The sequence below is a fragment of the Rhodococcus sp. C3V genome (genome assembly GCF_029269915.1).
GTDB lineage: Bacteria > Actinomycetota > Actinomycetes > Mycobacteriales > Mycobacteriaceae > Rhodococcus_F > Rhodococcus_F qingshengii.
The window spans coordinates 253305-273334 of the sequence record NZ_JARJBE010000006.1; the positions used below are offsets into that span (position 1 = coordinate 253305).

Here is a 20030-nt window from a genome sequence, read left to right on the forward strand (position 1 = left end):
ACCTGACGGTGATCGAGGTTTACTCCCCCTCGAGTTCGCCTTCGGTTTCGAGGTACACCTGACGCAAGCCGTCGAGTGTCTTCTGCTCGGGGTGCTCCCACATGTTGCGCTCGGCGGCTTCGAGGAGCCGCTCGGCGATTCCGTGCAAGGCCCACGGGTTGGACTGCGTCATGAACTTCTGGTTCTGCTCGTCCAGAACGTAGGTCTCGGCGAGCTTTTCGTACATCCAGTCCGCGACCACGTTTGTGGTGGCGTCGTACCCGAAGAGGTAGTCGACCGTGGCCGCCATCTCGAACGCACCCTTGTACCCGTGACGGCGCATCGCGTCGAGCCAGCGGGGATTGACCACGCGCGCCCGGAAGACACGTGCGGTCTCTTCCGAAAGTGTGCGTGTGCGAACCGATTCCGGCCGAGTGCTGTCGCCGATGTACGCCTCGGGCGACTTTCCGGTCAGCGCGCGCACGGTGGCAACCATGCCGCCGTGGTACTGGAAGTAGTCGTCCGAATCGGCGATGTCGTGCTCACGCGTGTCGGTGTTCTTGGCCGCCACGTTGATTCGACGGTAAGCACTGCGCATGTCGTCGGCTGCCGGGATTCCGTCGAGCCCACGGCCGTACGCGAAGCCGCCCCAGTTGGTGTACACCTCGGCGAGGTCGTCGTCACCGCGCCAGGTCTTGGAGTCGATGAGTTGCAGCAGGCCGGCGCCGTAAGTTCCGGGCTTCGAACCGAAGATGCGGGTGGTCGCACGCCTGGCATCGCCGTGCTCGGCAAGGTCGGCCTGCGCGTGGGCGCGCACGTAGTTCTGCTCGTCCGTCTCGTCCAATGCGGCGACCAACTGAACAGCGTCGTCGAGCAGTGCGAGCACGTGCGGGAACGCATCACGGAAGAATCCGGAGATGCGGACGGTGACGTCGATGCGCGGGCGGCCGAGCTCTTCGAGATCGATGACTTCGAGGTTGACCACACGTCGGCTTGCTTCGTCCCAGACAGGGCGAACACCGAGGAGCGCGAACACTTCGGCGATGTCGTCGCCGGAGGTACGCATGGCGGCGGTACCCCACACGGACAGACCCACCGAGCGCGGGTACTCGCCGTGATCGGCGAGATATCGAGCGGCGAGCGACTCGGCCATCGCCTGACCGGTCTCCCACGCAAGTCGTGAGGGAACTGCCTTGGGATCGACGGAGTAGAAGTTACGACCGGTGGGAAGCACGTTGATCAGGCCGCGCAGCGGTGACCCACTCGGGCCGGCGGCGATGAAGCCGCCGTCGAGCGCGTGCAGGACCTGCTTGATCTCGTTGTTCGTCTGTCGGAGGCGTGGAACCACTTCGGTGGCGGCGAACTGAAGGATCTTCACGACGGTCTCGTCGTCGCTGAGTTGTTCTGCCGCAGCGGGGTTCCAATCGGCGTCGTACATGCCGCGAACCAGAGCGTGCGCCTTTTCCTCGACGTCGTCGACACGGTTGCGGGACTCGTCGCCGTCTTCGCTGAGCCCGAGAGCTTCGCGCAGACCAGGGACACTCTGTTCGCCGCCCCACATCTGACGGGCACGGAGCATGGCCAGGACCAGTTCGATTTCGGCGTCGCCCTCGGGTGCGCGGCCGAGAATGTGCAGACCGTCGCGGATCTGGACGTCCTTGATCTCACACAGCCAACCGTCGACGTGCAGGAGCATGTCGTCGAACACGTCTTCTTCGGGACGCTCCGCGAGGCCGAGGTCGTGGTCCATCTTGGCCGCCCGCATCAGCGTCCAGATCTGCTGGCGAATGGCAGGGAGCTTGGACGGGTCGAGTGCGGAGATATTGGAGTGCTCGTCGAGCAGTTGCTCGAGGCGGGAGATGTCGCCGTAGCTTTCGGCGCGGGCCATCGGCGGGATCAGGTGATCGACGAGAGTCGCGTGGGCGCGACGCTTTGCCTGTGTTCCTTCACCCGGGTCGTTGACGAGGAACGGGTAGATCAGCGGCAGGTCGCCCAGGGCTGCGTCGGTACCGCAGTTGCTGGACATGCCGAGTGTCTTGCCGGGCAACCATTCGAGGTTTCCGTGCTTGCCGAGGTGCACAACGGCGTCGGCGCCGAATCCGCCGTTGTCCGGTGTTGCAGCGATCCAGCGGTAGACCGCGAGGTAGTGGTGGCTCGGCGGCAGATCCGGGTCGTGGTAGATCGCGACGGGCTTTTCACCGAATCCCCGCGGCGGCTGGACCATGAGGACGATGTTGTTGAATCGCAGTGCCGCGATGACAATTTCGCCGTCGGGATCCTGCGAGCGGTCGACGTACAGCTCTCCGGGCGCTGCGCCCCAGTGCTCTTCGACACCGCTGCGCAGTTCCTCGGGCAGGGTGGCGAACCATTCGCGGTACTTCGCTGCCGAGATGCGGATCGGATTGCCCTCGAGCTGCTCGGCAGTGAGCCAGTCGGGATCCTGTCCGCCGGCCGCGATCAGGGCATGGATCAGCGCGTCGCCGTCCTTCGCCGCCAGGCCGGGAACTGCGTCCGGACCGTCGACCGGACCGAGATCGTAACCGGCAGAACGCATTTCGGTGAGCAGGTCGATTGCGCTCGCCGGAGTATCGAGACCGACGGCGTTGCCGATGCGGGCGTGCTTGGTCGGGTACGCCGAGAGCATCAGAGCAACGCGACGCTCGGTGGTGGGAATGTGGCGCAGCTTGCCGTGACGGACCGCGATCCCGGCGACACGGGCAGCGCGCTCGACGTCGGGGACGTACGTGGACAGTCCGTCGGAGTCGATTTCCTTGAAGGAGAACGGGACGGTAATGATGCGGCCGTCGAATTCCGGCACCGCGACCTGGGTCGCGACGTCGAGAGGCGACAGTCCGTCGTCGTTCTCGTCCCAGGTGGCGCGGCTACTGGTCAGGCACAGGCCCTGCAGGATGGGGACGTCGAGCGCAGCGAGTGCGGCGACATCCCAGGCTTCGTCGTCGCCACCGGCGGACGCGGTCGCGGGCTTCGTGCCACCGGCAGCAAGAACTGTCACGACCATGGCGTCGGCGCGGCGGAGCGTGCTCAGAAGTTCGGCTTCTGCGGTTCGCAGAGATGCGCAGTAGATCGGCAGCGCGGTGCCACCGGCCTCGGCGACCGCGTCGCACAACGCCTGGATGTACCGGGTGTTTCCGGCCAAATGCTGGGCGCGGTAGTACAGAACTGCGATGACCGGACCGCTCGCCGAGTCGAGATCGGGCGCGAAATCAGCGATGCCCCAGGAAGGCAGGTGGGCCGGCGGTTCGAACCCGTGGCCGGTGAGCAGGACGGTGTCGGACAGGAAGTGGTGCAGCTGTGCCAGATTCTGTGCGCCACCCTCGGCCAGGTAGTTGTGCGCCTCGGCAGCAACACCGGCGGAAACCGTCGAGCACTCCATGAGGTCGGCGTCCGGCGCGTGCTCGCCGCCGAGAACGACTACGGGAAGTCCGGAGGCGAGGACCATGTCCAAGCCGTCTTCCCAGCTGCGACGGCTGCCGAGGATACGAACGATCACGAGGTCGACGCCGTCGAGCAAGGGCGGCAAGTCCTCCGAGACCAGCAAGCGTGAGGGGTTGGCCCAGCGGTAGGAAACTCCGTCGCCGGCTTCCTGGCTGGCGCGGGCGCTCAGCAGATCGGTGTCGGACGTGGAGAGCAGAAGAATCACGGGTGAAGCCTTCCTGGGGTTTCGCGCCCCGTGGCACAGATCTGTCATCGACGGCGGTTGAGGGTCTGACTCGTGTTTCCGGGCGGAAACACGTCCCGCTCGAGCAACACTCACAGTGGCGCGACCGCACCGGACTTTCACCGGTTTCCTCAACTGCCGTCACTGGTGGTGGTGATGCTACCGGTCCGCAGAAGGCACTCATGACAGGTCGTACCCTGGAGCCATGCCCACGGACCGTTCACAGCCAGACGCGTGCCCGGGTGCACTGCAAGTTCACCACGCCGCCGACGGCGCACTGGCACGCGTGCGCCTACCCGGCGGACTCCTCACCCCCACCCAGTTGCAGACGCTCGCCGACGCGGCGCGCGATCTGGGCAACGGGCAGATGGAACTCACCTCGAGGGGCAACGTACAACTGCGCTCGGTCTCGGACCCCGAAGCCTTCGCGGCGCGTATCGCTTCGGCCGGTCTGCTGCCGTCAGCGACGCACGAGCGAGTGCGCAACATCCTCGCGTCCCCACTGTCCGGCCGTATCGGGGGCGTCGCCGACATTCGTGAACTGGTCCACCGTCTCGATTCGGCGATCCAAGCGGATCAAGCATTGGCAGATCTGCCAGGGCGAACCCTGTTCACCCTCGACGACGGGCGCGGAGACATCACCGGGCTACGGGGCGATTTCGGACTCCATGCGCGCAGCGCCACCGAGCATTCACTGGTGCTCGCCGGTCACCACACCACTCATCTCGTCCAGGCGGACGACGCCGTCGAATTGCTCCTCGAGGCGGCTCGATCATTCCTCGACGTTCGCGACAAGCACTGGCGCCTGGCCGAGGTTCCGGACGGAATCGAACGCACCCTCGAGCAGCTGGGTCTGACCGCCGAGTCCACCGTTGCGGCGGACCTCACGCCGGATGCGCGGCCCACTATCGGCTGGCTCGAGCAGCGCGACGGGACCGTAGCTCTGGGCGGCGGCCTGCGATTCGGGCTGCTCGACGCTCGGCTGGCCGAGTTCCTCGCAGCCGTCGACAAGCCCGTCGTCGTGACACCGTGGCGATCGGTGCATATCTTCGACCTCGACGAATGGGCAGCCGAGCAGGTAGTCCGGGTGCTGGCACCCATGGGGTTGATCTTCGACGAGAACTCACCGTGGCTCGAGGTCACCGCCTGCACCGGAAGTCCGGGATGCGAGAAGTCGCTCGCCGATGTGCGCGCCGACGCGATCACCGCGGTCGAGCAGGCAGAACTTCCGGTTGTCGGGCGCCAGCACTGGGCCGGGTGCGACCGCAGCTGCGGACGTCCCCGCGGGGACGTAGCGGATGTAATCGCGACGGGTGACGGTTACCGGGTGAATCCGCCCGATCGGTGATGCCTCTATCGTGTGGCACATGATCGAGTACATCCGTGACGGCGCGGAAATCTATCGCCAGTCCTTTGCCACCATTCGGGCCGAAGCCGACCTGAGCCGTTTCCCGGCGGATGTCTCGCAAGCTGTAGTGCGCATGATTCATGCAAGTGGCCAGGTCGATCTCGTCGACGACGTCGCCTTCACACCCGGTGTCGTCTCGGCTGCGCGCGCAGCTCTGCGCGACGGCGCGCCGATCTTCTGCGACGCCCAGATGGTGGCTGCCGGCATCACGCGCAAGCGTCTGCCCGCCGGCAACGACGTCATCTGCACCCTCGGCGATCCGCGGGTTCCCGTGCTGGCGTCGACCATCGACAACACTCGCTCGGCGGCTGCTCTCGAACTGTGGGGAGCCAAGCTCGAGGGCGCTGTTGTCGCGATCGGAAACGCACCCACCGCACTGTTCCATCTCCTGAACCTCATCGAAGCCGGCGCACCCCGTCCGGCCGCCATCGTCGGAGGTCCGGTCGGCTTCATCGGCGCTGCCGAGTCGAAGGAAGCCCTCATCGAACACGCCAGCGGGATCGATCATCTCGTTCTCCGCGGCCGACGCGGCGGCAGCGCGATCACCGCCGCCGTCGTCAATGCGATTGCGAGCGAAGTCGAATGAGTGCAGGCAAGCTCTGGGGTGTCGGTATCGGCCCCGGCGATCCCGAATTGGTGACCGTCAAGGCCGCCCGCGTCATCGGCGAGGCCGATGTGGTTGCGTTCCACTCCGCGCGGCACGGCAAGAGCATCTCCCGCGGAGTTGCAGCGCCGTACATGCGCGAAGGACAGATCGAAGAACACCTCGTCTACCCCGTGACCACCGAGACCGTTGATCATCCCGGCGGATACCAGGGCGCGATGGACGAGTTCTACGAAGCAGCTGCCGAACGGCTGGCAGTTCACCTCGCGGCCGGTCGAACCGTCGCGTTGCTCGCCGCCGGCGATCCGCTCTTCTACAGCTCCTACATGCACATGCACAAGAGACTGGCCGATCGCTTCGACGCCGAAGTGATTCCCGGCGTCACCTCCGTCAGCGCGGCATCTGCTGCACTCGGAAAGCCGCTGGTCGAGGGTGAAGAGATCCTCACGATCCTGCCCGGAACGTTGCCGCAGGCCGAGCTGACCAGGCGGCTCAAGGAAACCGACGCCGCGGCCATCCTCAAGCTCGGACGTACCTTCCCACCGGTCCTCCAATCGCTCGAGGATTCCGGCCGCTTGGATGAAGCTCACTACGTCGAGCGCGCGAGCACCACACGTCAACGCGTCGAATCCGCTGCCGAGGTCGACCCGGACGGAGTTCCGTACTTTTCGATCGCCATCGTTCCGAGCCCGTCGAACAACCCTCGACCTGCGACCGAGTCTCGCGGCGAGGTGGTCGTGGTCGGACTCGGGCCGGGCGACACCGCCTGGACCACACCCGAAGTGGCGCATGAGCTTTCGTTGGCAACCGACCTCGTCGGCTACGGCCCGTACGTCGATCGCGTGCCGACGCGTCCGGGCCAGCGTCGCCATTCCAGCGACAACCGCGTCGAAGCGGAACGCGCCGCGATGGCGTTGGACCTGGCGAAGAACGGCGCCCGTGTAGCTGTCGTCTCCTCGGGTGATCCCGGCGTATTCGCCATGGCTGCAGCAGTTCTCGAAGTTGCCGCCGAAGACCAGTGGCGCGGGGTGCCGGTCCGCATCCTTCCCGGCATGACGGCGGCAAACGCTGTCGCCAGTCGCGTCGGCGCTCCCCTCGGGCACGACTACGCGGTGCTCTCGTTGTCTGATCGCCTCAAGCCGTGGGATGTCGTCGCGCGCCGTATCTCGGCAGTTGCAGCCGCGGACATGGCATTTGCGGTCTACAACCCGGCGTCGAAGTCCCGGACGTGGCAGGTCCAAGCCATGAAGGACCTCGTGCTCGAGCACCGCTCCCCCGAGACTCCCGTCGTCATCGGCCGCGATGTTGCCGGTGCCGAGGAATCAGTTCGCGTCGTGACCCTCGGCGAGCTCGAGCCTTCCGAGATCGACATGCGAACTCTGCTGATCGTCGGCTCCTCGATGACGACGGTCGTCGAAACCGGTTCGGGCCGTCAGGTGTTCACCCCGCGGCGCTACCCGGAGTGAACGCCGCACGGCGATAGCATGGCGTCATGCCCGTCAACCGGACCCGGAAAGCAAGATACGCGCGTAAACGGAAACGCCGGATGGATTTGGTGGAGCACGATCTGTCCGTCGAGCAGTGGTCCGCGCTCAAAGCGGCCTGGGGTGGCTGCGCGTACTGCGGCGAGTCGGACGAGTCGCCGCAACGTGACTGCGTGCTGGCGATCTCCCGCGGTGGGCGCTACACACTCGACAACATCGCACCGGCGTGCCGCTCGTGCAATGCAAGCAAATGCAACAGCGAGGTCACTCTCTGGTTGCGGCGCAAGGGGTATGACGAGAAGGCCTTCCTCCTGCGACACGCGGAGATAGGGATCGAGATGAGGGCGCAGTTCTCGGAGCAGTCGTGACGACCCCACACGAGTTTCGCCCGATCCTCGACGAGTTGATGGAGTTCGAACCTCTGTTTCACCGGACTCGAGTAGCGATGTCACGAGACGAGTTCGATGCGGTCGTCGACCCGCAGTTCCGGGAGATCGGAGCCTCCGGCGCTCGATACACCCGCGACTACGTGCAGTCGGTAGTTGAGCGCCGACGCCTCCGCGGCGAGGTGAACGACGCCGCCGAACTCGGGTGGACGGCTGACCGGCCAGCGCTGAGCCGGATTGCGCCTGACACGTATCTGGTGACGTACCGGCTGGCGCAAGCGCAACGAGTTACCGAGCGATCATCCATCTGGCGGTTCACCGAGAATCGATGGAGCGTGTTGTTTCATCAAGGCACAGTCGTCGAAAGTGGTCTGGAAGCGTGAACGAATCGACCCCCAACCCCACCATTCCGCTTTGGATGGACATCACCTTCACCGTCTTCGTTCTTGCCTGGATCTTCATCACGATTAGCGCGCTCGTGGCGATCGTGCGCACCGATTTCGACCGCTTGGGGAGCAAATTCTGGTGGTCGGCACTGGTGATCGCGGTGCCTGTACTCGGTGCGCTCGTCTGGTTACTGTTCGGTCGACCCCCGCGTGACTCCAGGTCCCGAACCTGATCTACACCGACGGCCCGGCAGTAGTCTGAGTACGGTCCGGTGCTGTCACTCTGCGCGTATCAGGGGAGAACAACGAGATGAGACCACTTCGATACTCGATCAACGTCACCCTCGACGGCTGCTGCCATCACGAGGCGGGGCTTCCACCCGACGAGGAGTCGATGCGCTACTGGACCGCTCAGATGGAACGAGCCGATGCTTTGCTGTTCGGCCGGGTGACCTACGAGATGATGGAGTCGGCGTGGCGGCGGCCCGCAACGGGGGCGTGGCCTGACTGGATGGACGAGTGGGAGATCCCGTTCGCCGAGGCAATGGACCGGGCTAAGAAGTACGTCGTGTCGAGCACGCTGAGCGGGGTCGATTGGAATGCCGAACTCGTGCAAGGCGACTTGGGGTCAGCGATTCAACGGCTCAAGGAGCAGCCCGGCGAAGGTCTGTGGGTTGGCGGCGTGACACTCCCCCTGGCATTGGCAGACCTGGGACTGATCGACGAGTACGAGTTCGTTGTGCAACCGGTCCTTGCCGGACACGGACCGACGTTGCTCGCCGGTCTGCGCAAGCGCATCCAGCTTGAGCTCGTCGACCGCCACGAGTTCCAGTCGGGTGCAGTCGCCGTGCGATATCGGCCCACTCAAATACCGCCCCCGGGTCAGGTATCGGACGGGTAGTCGACGCATGGCTGGACATGCGCGGTTGAAACACATGTCGTCGCCTCAGTTCGGGCGAGAGAAGAGTTTCCAGTCTTGTTCGGTGTTCGGTATTGACCGGACACTCGGCACAGCATGAACATTAGCCACCGAAGTTCTCCGGACAACCCTCGACGAGATCGAAGCATCGAACTGGATCACGAACAAGTTCATTCCGCCCGGCGGACCGTAAGGACATATGTCGCCATCGAGCGCCTCAGCAAAAATGGCCAAGCTGGACGGCTACTAGCGAGCGAAGGATCGAAATCGCCACCATCGCGAGCGCCACAAAAATGATCATCTGAAAAGCTTTGGTCAAATTGATGCAGGATTCGGTGACGCCACTACTTCGGGTCTTGCTGAGAAACGAAACCTGGTCGAGATCGTATCGGCGTCCGACACAGGCCGGACGCCGATACGTGTTCACGTCAGCTCATGGGAGCGCCGGCGCTCCCGCCGAGGTGGCGGGCGAAAAACCGAGCCGAACTGTCGCGCTCGTAGTCGGGCACCGGATAGTGCCTGCCCGAGTAGGCGTGCAGCGTCTTCTCCGTCGAGCCGAAGGCATCGAACAACGCTACCCCTGACGTGCGGTCGTAATCCTTGTCGTCCCAAGGGATCCGGTACTCGACTGGGGCCGTGAGCTTTCGTGCCGCTTCGATGAGGGAGTCGTCCACAAAAACTCCACCGAAGCTCACGGCAGCGATCCTGGATTCGACCGGGGCCAACATCAGCCCGGTCACGACCCCTAGCGACACGCCGCCAAAGCCGATCGGAGCGTCGGCGTCGACGTCGGGCAGCGTTTGCAGAGCGTCGATTGTCCGCTGCCATTCCGGCACTGCACGCTCCGCCAGCGATCGGTTGTACTCGACGACGATCGGAGCGATCGACTCGTGGGCCGCCCTAGCCTGGTGGATCGCCTCGACCCACTGTTCGTCCTGTGTGTTCCGCGGCCGATCGCCATGTCCGGGCGCGTCGATCGCGGCGACTGCGAACCCGTGGGAGCTCACACTGTGGAGTGCGCTGGCAACCAGTCCCGGCGCCTTCTTGTGCATGCCGCCGGAGTGCCCGGACAGCAGAAGTGGTGATCCGACGGATCCGGATGGCGGTGACCAGAGCACGCCGGTGATGTCGTCTACAACGAAATGGCGTTCGATGACACCGTTCGACGTTGTCTCGGAGGTGAATTCGATGGTCTGAGAATTGGATTGCATGGTGTTACCTTTCGGGATTGCCTACTCGAGGCGCTCCCGGCGACACCTACGTCAATCGCCGATCCGTGAACACGAGTGGGAGCACCCACATGGTTACAGCGTTCATGGGTCTCACCTCCTGGCGTGTTGTCACGGTCTCGCACAAGCTATCAACCCGAACCGAAGCTCGTCCAATCATTTTTCCAGCGCGCCCGGCAGCGGTCATACCCGCGATCGGGCGACGCTCGCGCGGACGGCACGGATGTAGCGGCGCGTAACAAACGCCTGTACTCGACGTCCGATCGGAGCGCCGAGACGCACCCACCACGTTCCGGGCTTGGAGAACGCAACGATCTCGATACGAACCGCTTGGCTGGCCTCGTCGAACTGGACGACAAACAATTCCTCCCCGCATTCGGGGTGGCCCGCGCGGGTTCCGTACGCGAAGCCCTTGCGATTGGGTTCGTCGACGACATAGACGATCCGAACGGGGATAGTTACCGGACCGAGTCCGAAAGTCGCATCCTGACCCGCCACGGCGGTCGGGGCTGCCGTCCGTACGGCCAGACCGGCTCCGCGGTGCATTCCCCAATTCGCGACGGTTCGAGCGGCAACCTCGAAATCCTCCCGTCCGGATCCGACCGTCGCGCTCTCGTGAACGTGGTGATAGCCGGCGGGGAGAACGCCTGACGTTGCGCCCACCTCGAGGTACGTCAGCCCGCCCGGGCGGGACGCCATCATTGCTCGCGTCGGTGGCTGAGGATGTTGATCACGTGGCCGTCGGGGTCGGCAGCGAAGAACCTGCGGACCCCCCACGGCTCCTCGGTGACGGGATAGACGATGGTGTCGCCGCGCTGCACCGCGGCCTCGTACGCCGCGTCGAGATCATCCACCTCGACGGAGACGTCCGGTACTACGGGCGCATGAGCGTCGTGCGTCATGACGCTGATCTGCAATGACGGATCCGTCGGCGAAGCCAACGTCACGATCCACCCGTGATCCATGACAACTTCGAGGCCCAGCACTTCGGTGTAGAAGCGCTGCGCGGCCTCGAGCGAACTACTCGACAGATCCGAAACTATCCGCGTGACGGCCATGTCCCGCAGGCTACGCCGCCGCCGGAGTCCACCGCGACTTGACGAGGCGCTCGATATCACCGGAAAGTTCGTCGCTGACGATCCCCGGAAGCAGGATCTGCCACATCTCGTCGACACGATCCGGAAGATCCGAGCGTCGGGTGAGAACGTTCGAAACCAGCTGTACCCCCGTGAATGCCGAGGGCATGAACCTGCCGAACGATTCTGCGCTGACCGATTTTCGGATTTCACCTTCCGCCTGAGCTCTGGCGGTGAGATCGGTGATTGCCGAGATCCATTCGGCGTACGGTTCCACCGGCCCCTCGTACGTGCTCAGTTCCAGCGTGAGGCGAATGCCCGCGCGAACGATCGGCTCGTCGACAATCTGGCGTGCCATTTCGTGCGTGAGCATGATCATCTGTTCCAACGGGTCCTTGCCCGTCGCGGAAATCGCCTGCACCGACTCGATCGAGAGCCGATGCTGTTCGGCAATGATGAATTGCGCGAGCTCGTCCTTCGACGCGAAATGGAAATACAACGCGCCCTTGGTAGTACCGGCCCCCGAGACTATGTCGGCCATGCTGGTGCTGCCGTAACCAGTCTTCTCGAACTGCGCGGCCGCGCCGGCAACGATTTGCTGCCGAGTCAGCTCGGCGCGTGCTTGCTTGACCACTGAATCCCTCTCGTCCTCCAAAGGCCCCCGCCCAGCAAACCCCACGGTTCGCGCCACATTCCAGCTATACCCAAAAACTTCACAATTGCCCCACATTACCAGCGCTCCTTCCATTGCTTCAATTACGAATGCAACAAAGTCGCTGGTCAGACGTCCGATTTAGAGGGAATCTCCTCTCCCCAACGTGCTTTCGTCAACCCGCGCACGGTCCACCAACTCTCCGACGAGGAGCGTCAACTCCATCATCTGGTCGGTGATTTCCTCACGCAGCTGCGTTGCATCCGCCTCGGAAATCGCGCCGGACTTGGTATCGAAAGACATCAACAACTCGATATTGGTGCGAAGTGCAGTCAAAGGAGCCAGAAGGTCCTGGCCCGCTTCGGTGATCAGACTTCTCTGGCGTGCCCGCGATTCCGACAACGTCCCGAGCATCCGATTGAAACTGACTGTCAACGACGCCAACTCGTCGTCACCGGTCACCGGGATCGGCGCAAGATCATCCGTTTCGGCGACCCGCCGCGTCGCCGCAGTGAGTCGCGCGATCGGCCGTAATCCTGTGCGTGCCACAGCATCTCCGGCTGCGTAAGCTAGGGCGATTCCGGCCGCCCCGAGTGCCGCCAACACCACTGCCAGTCGCTTGAGTACCGAACGCGTCGGCCCCAGGGATTGCGCGACAACCAAAGTCTGGCCCGCAACCGAGGGCTCGACAAGAATTCGATACGCATCAACGGTCGCGATTGTCTGCGACGAATTGCCGTCTGCAATCGACCTGATGGCGTCTGCGCTCGTGCTGAACGGCGGCAGACCGGGAGTCGCCGTCACCAAGGCGCCGTCGGCAGTGAGAAGCCCCACCGCCTGGATGACCGCTGTATCCGCGCCGGCCGTCAACCCCAGAACCGGTGTGACACCGCCGAAATTGACGGTGTCGGTGATCGCGTCACTCGTGCGCTCGAGTTGCCGATCGACGTTGCCTTGCAAATACGCGTTGAACACTATGTACACCGCCGACGCCGACACGATCACCGCGATCGCCACCAGGCCTGCAGTCAGCAATTTCACGCGAGCATGGAGCGTCCGCACGTGAATTCCCGATGGTTTTCGACGGCTCATTCCGGGAACCGACACTCTCATGCGCGGTCCCGCAGTGCGGCGTCGAAAAATCCAAACATCCCTCCAGTATGGTCACGGAACCTTAGACGAACCTGAAGCGAACGCGATGTCGGCCTCACAGCGCCGTTCCACGACCGAAAGCCGTGAGCCAGTCCATCGCCTCGGCTTCGGTACCGAATGCCGGGACGGTCGCCGGGATCGGTGGTCGTTCGACGACGATCACCGGGATCGACAATTGCCTGGCTGCGGCGATCTTTGCGTACGTCTGCTCGCCGCCACTGTTCTTGGTGATCACGACGTCGATGCTGTGAGTTCGCATCAGATCGACTTCCGCTTCGATGTCGAATGGACCACGTGCGAGCAGCAATTGCGAGTGAGGCGGCAAGGTCCCCGAGGGCGGATCGATCGAGCGCACGAGAAACGAGACGCTCTTCACGCGGTCGAACGCCGAAACTCCTTGCCTCCCGATCGTCAGAAAAGCGCGTGAGCCGACCGTCGGCACCAACTCTGCGGCGTGATCGAGATCGTGTGCCGGAAGCCAAGTGTCACCGAGTTGCTCGCGCCAGGGCGGGCGTCGGTACATGGCGTACGGCACGGAATTCGCAAGGCACGCTTCGAACGCATTCTGGGTGATGCGAGCGGCAAACGGATGCGTGGCGTCGAGCACTGCACGAATATCATTGGCCGACAACCACTCCGACAGCCCTTCGGCTCCCCCGAACCCGCCGATACGCACTTCCCCCTCGGGCCATCGAGGATCACGAACCCGGCCGGCCAGCGATGTGACAACCTCGAGGTCGGCTGAACCGGCCAAGCGAGAAGCGATCACTCGACCTTCGCCTGTGCCGCCGAGCAGGAGCACGCGACGACGAGTACCTGTCGAGGTCAGTGTGTGCTTCTCTCGCGCGCTGCCGAGTAGAGGTAGCTGTCCGGAAACCCCTCCGCAGTCAACACTCGGCCGACGATCACGACGGCCGTCTTCGTGATGCCGGCCGCATGAACAAGTTCGACGATCGTCTTCAAAGTGCCTCGAACAACGATCTCCTCGGGCCGTGAGGCGAAGGCGACCACCGCGACCGGGCAGTCCTCGCCGTAATTGTCGGCCAACTCGGATGCGATCTGTTCGATGCGATGAGCGCCGAGGTGAATCACCATCGTCGCGCCGCTGCGGCCGAGGGACCGCAGATCCTCGCCCTCCGGCATTGCCGTCGACAAGGTGGAGACTCGGGTGAGAACAATGGTCTGCGAGACGCCTGGGACAGTCAGCTCGCGCCCCAGCGCGGCTGCAGCCGCGGTAAATGCAGGAACACCGGGAATCATGTCGAAATCGACTCCTGCGGCGTCCAGGCGACGAGCTTGCTCTGCCACTGCACTGAAGATCGACGGATCACCGGAATGCAAACGCGCGACGTCCAGCCCGGCCGAGTGCGCTTCGACAAGGATCGCGGTGATCTCGTCCAGGCTCAGGCGAGCGGTATCCACGACCTGTGCGCCGACCGGGCACCACTCGAGCAATTCCGCCGGAACAAGGCTGCCGGCGTACAGGCACACGGGGCTCGCGGCGATGATGCGCTGCGCGCGGACAGTGATCAGATCGGCCGCACCGGGACCCGCACCGATGAAATGAACGGTCATTGTGAGGATTCCTCCGGCGTATCTGTGTCTGCGCCTGCAGACGGCTGACGTTTTGTGACGGACCATTGGACCACCGGAAGTTGCGGTCGCCAAACGTTGAACGTTCCCAACGGCTCGGCGCGCTGCACCTGAAAGCGTCTCAGCGTCCCACCATGGCGACTCATCCAGCCGAGCAGCAACGATTCGGACTCGGCGGTCACGGCGTTCGCGACCAGACGACCACCCACGCTCAACTGCTCCCAGCACGCTTCGAGCATTCCCGGTTGCGTGACGCCGCCGCCGACAAACACCGCATCGGGACGTCGGACTTCGTCCGCAAACGCCTCCGGCGCGGCCCCTTTCACGTTCAACGCGGGCACGCCGAGATTGAGTGCATTGGCACCGATCTGCGACACGCGGCTCGCCATCTTCTCGAATGTTGTTGCAGTGCAACGTGGGTGAGTTCGCATCCACTCGATGGCGACGGTTCCCGACCCACCGCCCACGTCCCAGAGGTGTTCTCCCGGCGCCGGTGCGAGTGCACACAACGTCAATGCGCGGATCTCCTGCTTGGTCATCTGACCGTCGCCGACAAACGCAGCATCCGGTAGACCCGGGATTCGAGTCAGCCGCAACGGATGATCGACCGAGATGCACTCGACGGCCAGAACGTTCAACGCGTCCACGTCCTCGTCCGCGTGATCCCACTCGTCCGCCACCGTGACGGTCCGCGATTCCTCGGCCCCGCCCAGCTGGGCCAGTACAGTCAGAGTCGATCGTCCGAAGCCCGCGCAGGACAACAGACGAGCCACCTCCCCCGGTGTCGAGCGCCCGTTGCTCAGAACCAACAGGCGCGCGCCATCGACCACTGCCGCCAAGACGGTCGCCGAGTCTCGGTTCACCAGGCTCACGACGTCGACCTCGGCCGATGCCCATCCCATTCGCGCGCTCGCCAACGCCACCGACGACGGGTGGGAGATCACTCGCACGTTGTCCGCGCCGAGCAGCCTGACCAATGTGACACCGAGACCGTGGAACATCGGGTCACCGCTGCCGAGCACGCATACTCTGCGGTCCGCGTTCTCGGCGAACATCGACGGCAACGCCGGAATCATCGGAGACGGCCAGGTCAGCCTGGTGGGCGCACGCCGTGCCCCGAGATGTGTCGCCGGGACCAAGTCCAATTGGCGCGGCGACCCCATCAGGACCTCCGCGCCCAGGATTGCGCCCTTTGCGCTCTCGGACAGCCCATCCCAGCCGTCGGCGCCGATGCCGACGATCACCACCGGGTGTGTGGTCATCGCGGCATCCGGCGCCAGATCGTCTGAGGCAGAAGCCGCATGACGAAGAACACCGGCTGCAGAACTCGCGGTACCCACACACGCGTCGCCCCGGAGTTCAGTCCCCGCACGACGGCGTCCGCGACCTGCGACGGAGTGCTCGACATCGGGGCAGGCGACATTCCCTCGGTCATCTTCCCGATGACGAACCCTGGCCGTACCAGCATCAACTGCACGCCCGAACCGTGCAGCGCGTCGCCCAGACCGCTGGCAAAACCCTCCAAGCCGGCCTTTGCGCTCCCGTAGACGTAGTTGGCGCGGCGAACCCGAACGCCGGCGACGGACGAGAACACCACGATCTTTCCGGTTCGCTGTCGGCGCATGATCTCCGCGAGGTGCGTGAGGATGCTGACCTGAGCCACGTAGTCGGTGTGCACCACCGCGACCGCATGCGCCGCGTCGGTTTCGGCACGCGCCTGATCGCCGAGAATCCCGAAGGCCAGCACTGCAATCGAAATCCGACCGTGCTCGGCGACTACGGCGCCCAGGAGGTCTCCGTGCGTGTCGACAGCGTCGGCGTCGAACTCGACGGTGGAGACTTCGACAGCGCCGGCGTTTTTGAGCATCTGCTCCTGCTCCGACAGCTCTCCGCTGCGTCTGGCAGCCAGAACGATGTTGCGGCCCGGCGCGAGCCTGACCCCGATCTCGAGGCCGATCTCACTTCGTCCGCCGAGGAGCAGTACCGTCTCGATGTCATTCACGTTCGCACCCGCAGTCACCGCTCCAGTGTCCTGGATTACCGTCGTGGCATGACGCTCACCCCCTCCACCACGCCATCGTCACAGCAGACTCTCACCGAAGACGGGCTGAAGTTCGTCGGTGAATACCACCTCGCGACACTCACGACGTTGCGTCCGAACGGCACCCCACACGTCGTTGCCGTCGGGTTCACCTGGGACCAGGAAGCCGGAAAAGCGCGCGTGATCACCAGCGGTGGCTCACAGAAGGCGATCAACGCAGCGCGTGGCGGATACGCCGCCGTCAGTTCGGTCGACGGTGGCCGCTGGCTCACGCTCGAGGGGCCGGCACGCGTGCTCACCGACGCGGACTCCGTGGCCGACGCCGTTCGGCGCTATGCCGAGCGGTACCGCCAGCCACGGGTCAATCCCGCGCGCGTGGTCATCGAAATCGACGTCACACGCATACTCGGGTCCGCTGCATTCAAGGAAAGCTGATCAGGCGAGGACAGTCAGGCCGTGCGGACGGTTGTTGAACGACTCGCAACCGTCCGCGGTCACGACAACGATGTCCTCGATACGGGCACCCCAACTGCCGCGGAAGTAGATTCCCGGTTCGATGCTGAAGGCCATACCTTCGACGAGTTCGATGGTGTTGCCCTCGACGATGTACGGCTCCTCGTGCACGGACAGCCCGATACCGTGACCGGTGCGGTGAACGAATACCTCTGCAAGCCCTTGTGCGGCAAGCACTTCGCGGGCTGCAACGTCCACGGATTCTGCGGAGACTCCTGGCCGCACCGAATCGACCGCAGCCTGCTGCGCCGCCTCGAGTACCGCGAACTGTGCGGCAACCTCCGCGGACGGCTGCCCCATGCTGTACGTGCGGGTGGAATCAGAGTTGTATCCGGGCTCGACCGGTCCGCCGATATCGATGACCACGACATCGCCGCTCTCGATCACCCGGTCCGAAACCTCGTGATGAGGATCCGCGCCGTGCGGGCCCGAACCGACAATCACGAACGCGGCCTCGGTATGCCCCTCTTCGCGAATCGCCGCCGAAATCGCTTCGCCTACTTCAGCTTCCGTACGTCCGACGACCAAGAACTCGGCCATGCGGGCGTGAACACGGTCAATGGCCGCACCGGCTCGCCGCAACGCCTCGATCTCGGCGCCGTCCTTGACCATCCGCAATTCGCGCAAGACGCCGGTGGCGAGAATCGGCAACGCGCCCAAGGTGTCTGCGAGCGGGATCAGATGCAGCGCAGGCATCGCATCCGTCACCGCAACCTTCGCGCCGGTCGGGAGTTGCGCCGCCACAATCGCATACGGGTCGACACCGTCGACCCAGTCGAGGACGGTCAACCCGAGATCGCCCACTGCCGATTCCTTCAGCGACGCCAACTCCAACCGAGGAAGTACGACGGACGCCTTCGCCGTGTCCGCGGCGATGACCAACGCGGTCAAGCGCTCGAACGAGTCAGCCCGAGAACCCGTCAGGTACCGCAGATCCGGACCGGGAGTCACCACCAGACCGTCGAGTCCTGCTGATCGAGCCAACTCCGCGGCGCGAGCGATACGTGCGCCGTACACGGCGCTGGAGAATCGGGAATCCTGTTCGGCTGGAGACGTCATGGCTTACAGGTTAGTGCCGACTGGCAGGATGGTGACCATGAGTGGGCCATTGCTTCTCCTCGACGGTGCCAGCCTGTGGTTTCGTGCGTTCTACGCGCTGCCCGAGTCATTCGTCGATCCCGACGGAAGACCTGTCAACGCGGTGCGCGGTTTCACCGACATGGTGGCGTCCCTGATCACCAAACACGAGCCGAGTCGTCTCGCCGTGTGCCTGGACTTGGACTGGCGACCGCAGTTCCGCGTCGATGCAGTCCCGACGTACAAAGCACATCGCGTCGAGGAAGGCTCTGACGGTGCGTCCGAAGAAGTTCCGGACACGTTGACGCCTCAGGTCGACATGATCATGGATGTGCTCGCTGCAGCGGGTATCGCGACGGCGGGTGCAGTCGGACTCGAAGCCGACGACGTACTGGGAACGCTTGCCGCCACCGAGCGCGAAGATCTCACCGTCGTCGTCAGTGGTGACCGAGACCTACTGCAGGTCGTCACCGACGAGTACGTGCCCGTCCGTGTCCTGTACGTGGGCCGTGGCCTGTCCAAGGCGGAACTCTTCGGACCGGTCGAGGTTGCGGAGAAGTACGGAGTACCCGGTGACCGTGCGGGCGAGGCATACGCCGAACTCGCGGTACTGCGCGGAGACGCCTCCGACGGTCTACCCGGCATCAAGGGTGTCGGTGAGAAGACTGCGTCGACACTGATGCTCCGTTACGGCTCGTTGGCCGGACTTCGGGCGGCCGCAGCTGATCCTGAATCGGATATGGCCAAGGGGATTCGCGCAAAACTGACCTCACCTGAGGCAATGGCTTACCTTGATGCTGCGTTGCCGGTCGTACGAGTGGTTCGCGACGCGGACGTTCAGTTCTCGAAGGACGACCGACTCCCGGCGACCCCCGTCGATCCCGCACGCCTCGAGGAAGTGGCGGCCTCGCTGAACATCGAGCGCTCGGCCGGCCGGCTTGCCGCCGCGCTCGAGGCTGCGGCGGCAGGCCGTTCCGACCAATAGGGCGTCAGCTCGGGCGGCTGACCTCGTACGTGCCGTTGTCGTCGACAAACGTCACGGTCACGTTCGACTTCACACCCGCGATCGAAAGCGTGCAGGTGAACTTGTTGCCTGACTTGACTTCCTGGTCCGCGGGGCACTGAACGTTGCTCACGTTCTTCGCCCCGTAGGACTCGGTGACGATCTTCTCGACGCCGGCCTGAGCCGCGCTCTGATCGAGTGTGTTCTTGCCGAAGACTCCGAACACCAGGGCCACCACGACAGCGGCAAGAACGACGAGAACGCCGATCGCACCGAAGATCAGGGGCTTCTTCGACTTACCCGACTGGTTTCCGGGCGCACCGGGACTCGGGAACGGCTGAGCCTGGTTCCACTGGTTCTGCTGTCCCGGAGTCTGCCCGGGGGCCGTGGCGCCCCACGCCTGCTGCGGTGCGGCAGCCGGAGGCTGACCCCACGCCTGGGTTGCGTCAGGTGACTGCTGTTGCCCGGGCTGGCCCCACGGCTGTGCGGGAGGTTGTTGCTGGGGTTGTCCCCACGGCTGTTGCTGGCCGGGTTGTCCTTGTCCAGGCTGCTGCGGCTGACCGTACGCAGGCTGACCACCCGGCTGGCCGTAGGCAGGTTGTCCCCACGGCTGTTGCTGGCCGGGCTGCTGACCGGGCTGCGGTGTTTGACCAGGCTGACCCCACGGCTGTTGCTGGCCGGGCTGCTGACCAGGCTGCTGTTGTCCGCCCGGCTGCTGAGGATTCTGCCCCCACTGCTGCTCGTTCGGCTGCTGCTGATCACCAGGACCCCATTGCCGATTCGGATCGTTCGGTCCGTAAGGCCCGCTCATGTTCGCCTCCCACTCGAAATACCAGTCTGCGAATCAAA

Annotated in this window: 21 protein-coding genes and 1 riboswitch; of the genes, 9 read left to right on the plus strand and 12 right to left on the minus strand. The window is 64.4% G+C overall.

The features are described from left to right. Nucleotides 1-19: 19 nt before the first annotated feature. Complete coding sequence (locus P3G66_RS17900; protein WP_276116947.1) at nt 20-3640, minus strand: cobaltochelatase subunit CobN; 3621 nt, start codon at nt 3638-3640, stop codon at nt 20-22. 63 nt (nt 3641-3703) lie between these two features. Continuing rightward, a riboswitch (cobalamin riboswitch) is annotated at nt 3704-3789 on the minus strand. Nucleotides 3790-3863: 74 nt separating this feature from the next. Between P3G66_RS17900 and cobG the strand changes: the two genes are divergently transcribed. The 7 genes from cobG to P3G66_RS17935 all read left to right on the plus strand — a co-directional run bounded on the left by cobG (nt 3864) and on the right by P3G66_RS17935 (nt 8827). Beyond that, on the plus strand, nt 3864-5006 hold the full coding sequence (gene cobG / locus P3G66_RS17905) for a precorrin-3B synthase (RefSeq protein WP_204855833.1): 1143 nt from the start codon (nt 3864-3866) through the stop codon (nt 5004-5006). Between the two features lie 19 nt (nt 5007-5025). After that, nucleotides 5026-5652, plus strand: a complete 627-nt coding sequence (locus P3G66_RS17910) for a precorrin-8X methylmutase (RefSeq protein ID WP_007729839.1) — start codon at nt 5026-5028, stop codon at nt 5650-5652. After that, a complete protein-coding gene (gene cobJ, locus P3G66_RS17915) occupies nt 5649-7136 on the plus strand; it encodes a precorrin-3B C(17)-methyltransferase (RefSeq protein ID WP_029255380.1) in 1488 nt (495 codons plus the stop codon). The genes P3G66_RS17910 and cobJ overlap by 4 nt, the downstream gene beginning before the upstream one ends. Nucleotides 7137-7216: 80 nt before the next feature. Beyond that, on the plus strand, nt 7217-7522 hold the full coding sequence (locus P3G66_RS17920; protein ID WP_021344302.1) for an HNH endonuclease signature motif containing protein: 306 nt from the start codon (nt 7217-7219) through the stop codon (nt 7520-7522). Beyond that, complete coding sequence (locus P3G66_RS17925) at nt 7519-7923, plus strand: hypothetical protein (RefSeq protein ID WP_007729842.1); 405 nt, start codon at nt 7519-7521, stop codon at nt 7921-7923. Before P3G66_RS17920 ends, P3G66_RS17925 begins: the two co-directional genes overlap by 4 nt. Further along, nucleotides 7920-8159, plus strand: a complete 240-nt coding sequence (locus tag P3G66_RS17930; protein ID WP_007729843.1) for a PLDc N-terminal domain-containing protein — start codon at nt 7920-7922, stop codon at nt 8157-8159. Before P3G66_RS17925 ends, P3G66_RS17930 begins: the two co-directional genes overlap by 4 nt. Nucleotides 8160-8236: 77 nt before the next feature. Beyond that, the gene (locus P3G66_RS17935) at nt 8237-8827 is read left to right on the plus strand and encodes a dihydrofolate reductase family protein (protein WP_007729844.1); all 591 of its coding nucleotides are present in this window, start codon (nt 8237-8239) and stop codon (nt 8825-8827) included. A gap of 446 nt (nt 8828-9273) precedes the next feature. Here the strand turns inward: P3G66_RS17935 and P3G66_RS17940 are convergent, their stop codons facing one another. The 9 genes from P3G66_RS17940 to P3G66_RS17980 all read right to left on the minus strand — a co-directional run bounded on the left by P3G66_RS17940 (nt 9274) and on the right by P3G66_RS17980 (nt 16567). Then, entirely contained in the window at nt 9274-10056 is a 783-nt protein-coding gene (locus P3G66_RS17940) for an alpha/beta hydrolase (RefSeq protein ID WP_276116948.1), read from the minus strand. Between the two features lie 201 nt (nt 10057-10257). Continuing rightward, on the minus strand, nt 10258-10773 hold the full coding sequence (locus P3G66_RS17945; RefSeq protein WP_082654838.1) for a DUF1990 domain-containing protein: 516 nt from the start codon (nt 10771-10773) through the stop codon (nt 10258-10260). After that, nucleotides 10773-11132, minus strand: a complete 360-nt coding sequence (locus P3G66_RS17950) for a VOC family protein (protein WP_019748498.1) — start codon at nt 11130-11132, stop codon at nt 10773-10775. Before P3G66_RS17950 ends, P3G66_RS17945 begins: the two co-directional genes overlap by 1 nt. A 10-nt stretch (nt 11133-11142) precedes the next feature. Then, nucleotides 11143-11784: a ScbR family autoregulator-binding transcription factor gene (locus P3G66_RS17955; protein ID WP_019748499.1), complete on the minus strand. Its 642-nt coding sequence runs from the start codon at nt 11782-11784 to the stop codon at nt 11143-11145. 159 nt (nt 11785-11943) lie between these two features. Beyond that, on the minus strand, nt 11944-12864 hold the full coding sequence (locus tag P3G66_RS17960; protein ID WP_007729850.1) for a HAMP domain-containing protein: 921 nt from the start codon (nt 12862-12864) through the stop codon (nt 11944-11946). A 145-nt stretch (nt 12865-13009) separates the two neighbouring features. Further along, nucleotides 13010-13756, minus strand: coding sequence for a cobalt-precorrin-6A reductase (locus tag P3G66_RS17965; protein ID WP_276116949.1), 747 nt, complete (start codon nt 13754-13756; stop codon nt 13010-13012). 23 nt (nt 13757-13779) lie between these two features. Then, nucleotides 13780-14529, minus strand: a complete 750-nt coding sequence (gene cobM, locus P3G66_RS17970; RefSeq protein ID WP_276116950.1) for a precorrin-4 C(11)-methyltransferase — start codon at nt 14527-14529, stop codon at nt 13780-13782. Next, nucleotides 14526-15809 (minus strand): precorrin-6y C5,15-methyltransferase (decarboxylating) subunit CbiE, encoded by a 1284-nt coding sequence (gene cbiE / locus P3G66_RS17975; protein WP_276116951.1) that lies wholly within the window; start codon nt 15807-15809, stop codon nt 14526-14528. The genes cobM and cbiE overlap by 4 nt, the downstream gene beginning before the upstream one ends. Continuing rightward, entirely contained in the window at nt 15806-16567 is a 762-nt protein-coding gene (locus tag P3G66_RS17980) for an SDR family NAD(P)-dependent oxidoreductase (protein ID WP_276116952.1), read from the minus strand. The genes cbiE and P3G66_RS17980 overlap by 4 nt, the downstream gene beginning before the upstream one ends. 30 nt (nt 16568-16597) lie before the next feature. Between P3G66_RS17980 and P3G66_RS17985 the strand changes: the two genes are divergently transcribed. Then, the gene (locus P3G66_RS17985; protein WP_030536346.1) at nt 16598-17023 is read left to right on the plus strand and encodes a PPOX class F420-dependent oxidoreductase; all 426 of its coding nucleotides are present in this window, start codon (nt 16598-16600) and stop codon (nt 17021-17023) included. Here the strand turns inward: P3G66_RS17985 and P3G66_RS17990 are convergent, their stop codons facing one another. Next, nucleotides 17024-18160, minus strand: coding sequence for a Xaa-Pro peptidase family protein (locus P3G66_RS17990; protein WP_276116953.1), 1137 nt, complete (start codon nt 18158-18160; stop codon nt 17024-17026). Between the two features lie 37 nt (nt 18161-18197). Here P3G66_RS17990 and P3G66_RS17995 point away from each other — a divergent pair, with 37 nt between their 5' ends. Beyond that, nucleotides 18198-19163 (plus strand): 5'-3' exonuclease, encoded by a 966-nt coding sequence (locus P3G66_RS17995; RefSeq protein WP_007729862.1) that lies wholly within the window; start codon nt 18198-18200, stop codon nt 19161-19163. A 4-nt stretch (nt 19164-19167) separates the two neighbouring features. On the opposite strand, the gene P3G66_RS18000 is transcribed toward P3G66_RS17995, so the two are convergent. Continuing rightward, on the minus strand, nt 19168-19992 hold the full coding sequence (locus tag P3G66_RS18000; protein ID WP_003944884.1) for a DUF4333 domain-containing protein: 825 nt from the start codon (nt 19990-19992) through the stop codon (nt 19168-19170). Nucleotides 19993-20030 lie beyond the last annotated feature (38 nt).

Bases quoted from the DNA above. Each gene is read 5' to 3' on its own strand.
- cobG (WP_204855833.1), top strand. From the start codon at position 3,864: ATGCCCACGGACCGTTCACAGCCAGACGCGTGCCCGGGTGCACTGCAA.
- P3G66_RS17910 (WP_007729839.1), top strand. From the start codon at position 5,026: ATGATCGAGTACATCCGTGACGGCGCGGAAATCTATCGCCAGTCCTTT.
- cobJ (WP_029255380.1), top strand. From the start codon at position 5,649: ATGAGTGCAGGCAAGCTCTGGGGTGTCGGTATCGGCCCCGGCGATCCC.
- P3G66_RS17920 (WP_021344302.1), top strand. From the start codon at position 7,217: ATGGATTTGGTGGAGCACGATCTGTCCGTCGAGCAGTGGTCCGCGCTC.
- P3G66_RS17935 (WP_007729844.1), top strand. From the start codon at position 8,237: ATGAGACCACTTCGATACTCGATCAACGTCACCCTCGACGGCTGCTGC.
- P3G66_RS17940 (WP_276116948.1), bottom strand. From the start codon at position 10,056: ATGCAATCCAATTCTCAGACCATCGAATTCACCTCCGAGACAACGTCG.
- P3G66_RS17945 (WP_082654838.1), bottom strand. From the start codon at position 10,773: ATGGCGTCCCGCCCGGGCGGGCTGACGTACCTCGAGGTGGGCGCAACG.
- P3G66_RS17950 (WP_019748498.1), bottom strand. From the start codon at position 11,132: ATGGCCGTCACGCGGATAGTTTCGGATCTGTCGAGTAGTTCGCTCGAG.
- cobM (WP_276116950.1), bottom strand. From the start codon at position 14,529: ATGACCGTTCATTTCATCGGTGCGGGTCCCGGTGCGGCCGATCTGATC.
- cbiE (WP_276116951.1), bottom strand. From the start codon at position 15,809: ATGACCACACACCCGGTGGTGATCGTCGGCATCGGCGCCGACGGCTGG.
- P3G66_RS17985 (WP_030536346.1), top strand. From the start codon at position 16,598: ATGACGCTCACCCCCTCCACCACGCCATCGTCACAGCAGACTCTCACC.
- P3G66_RS17990 (WP_276116953.1), bottom strand. From the start codon at position 18,160: ATGACGTCTCCAGCCGAACAGGATTCCCGATTCTCCAGCGCCGTGTAC.
- P3G66_RS17995 (WP_007729862.1), top strand. From the start codon at position 18,198: ATGAGTGGGCCATTGCTTCTCCTCGACGGTGCCAGCCTGTGGTTTCGT.
- P3G66_RS18000 (WP_003944884.1), bottom strand. From the start codon at position 19,992: ATGAGCGGGCCTTACGGACCGAACGATCCGAATCGGCAATGGGGTCCT.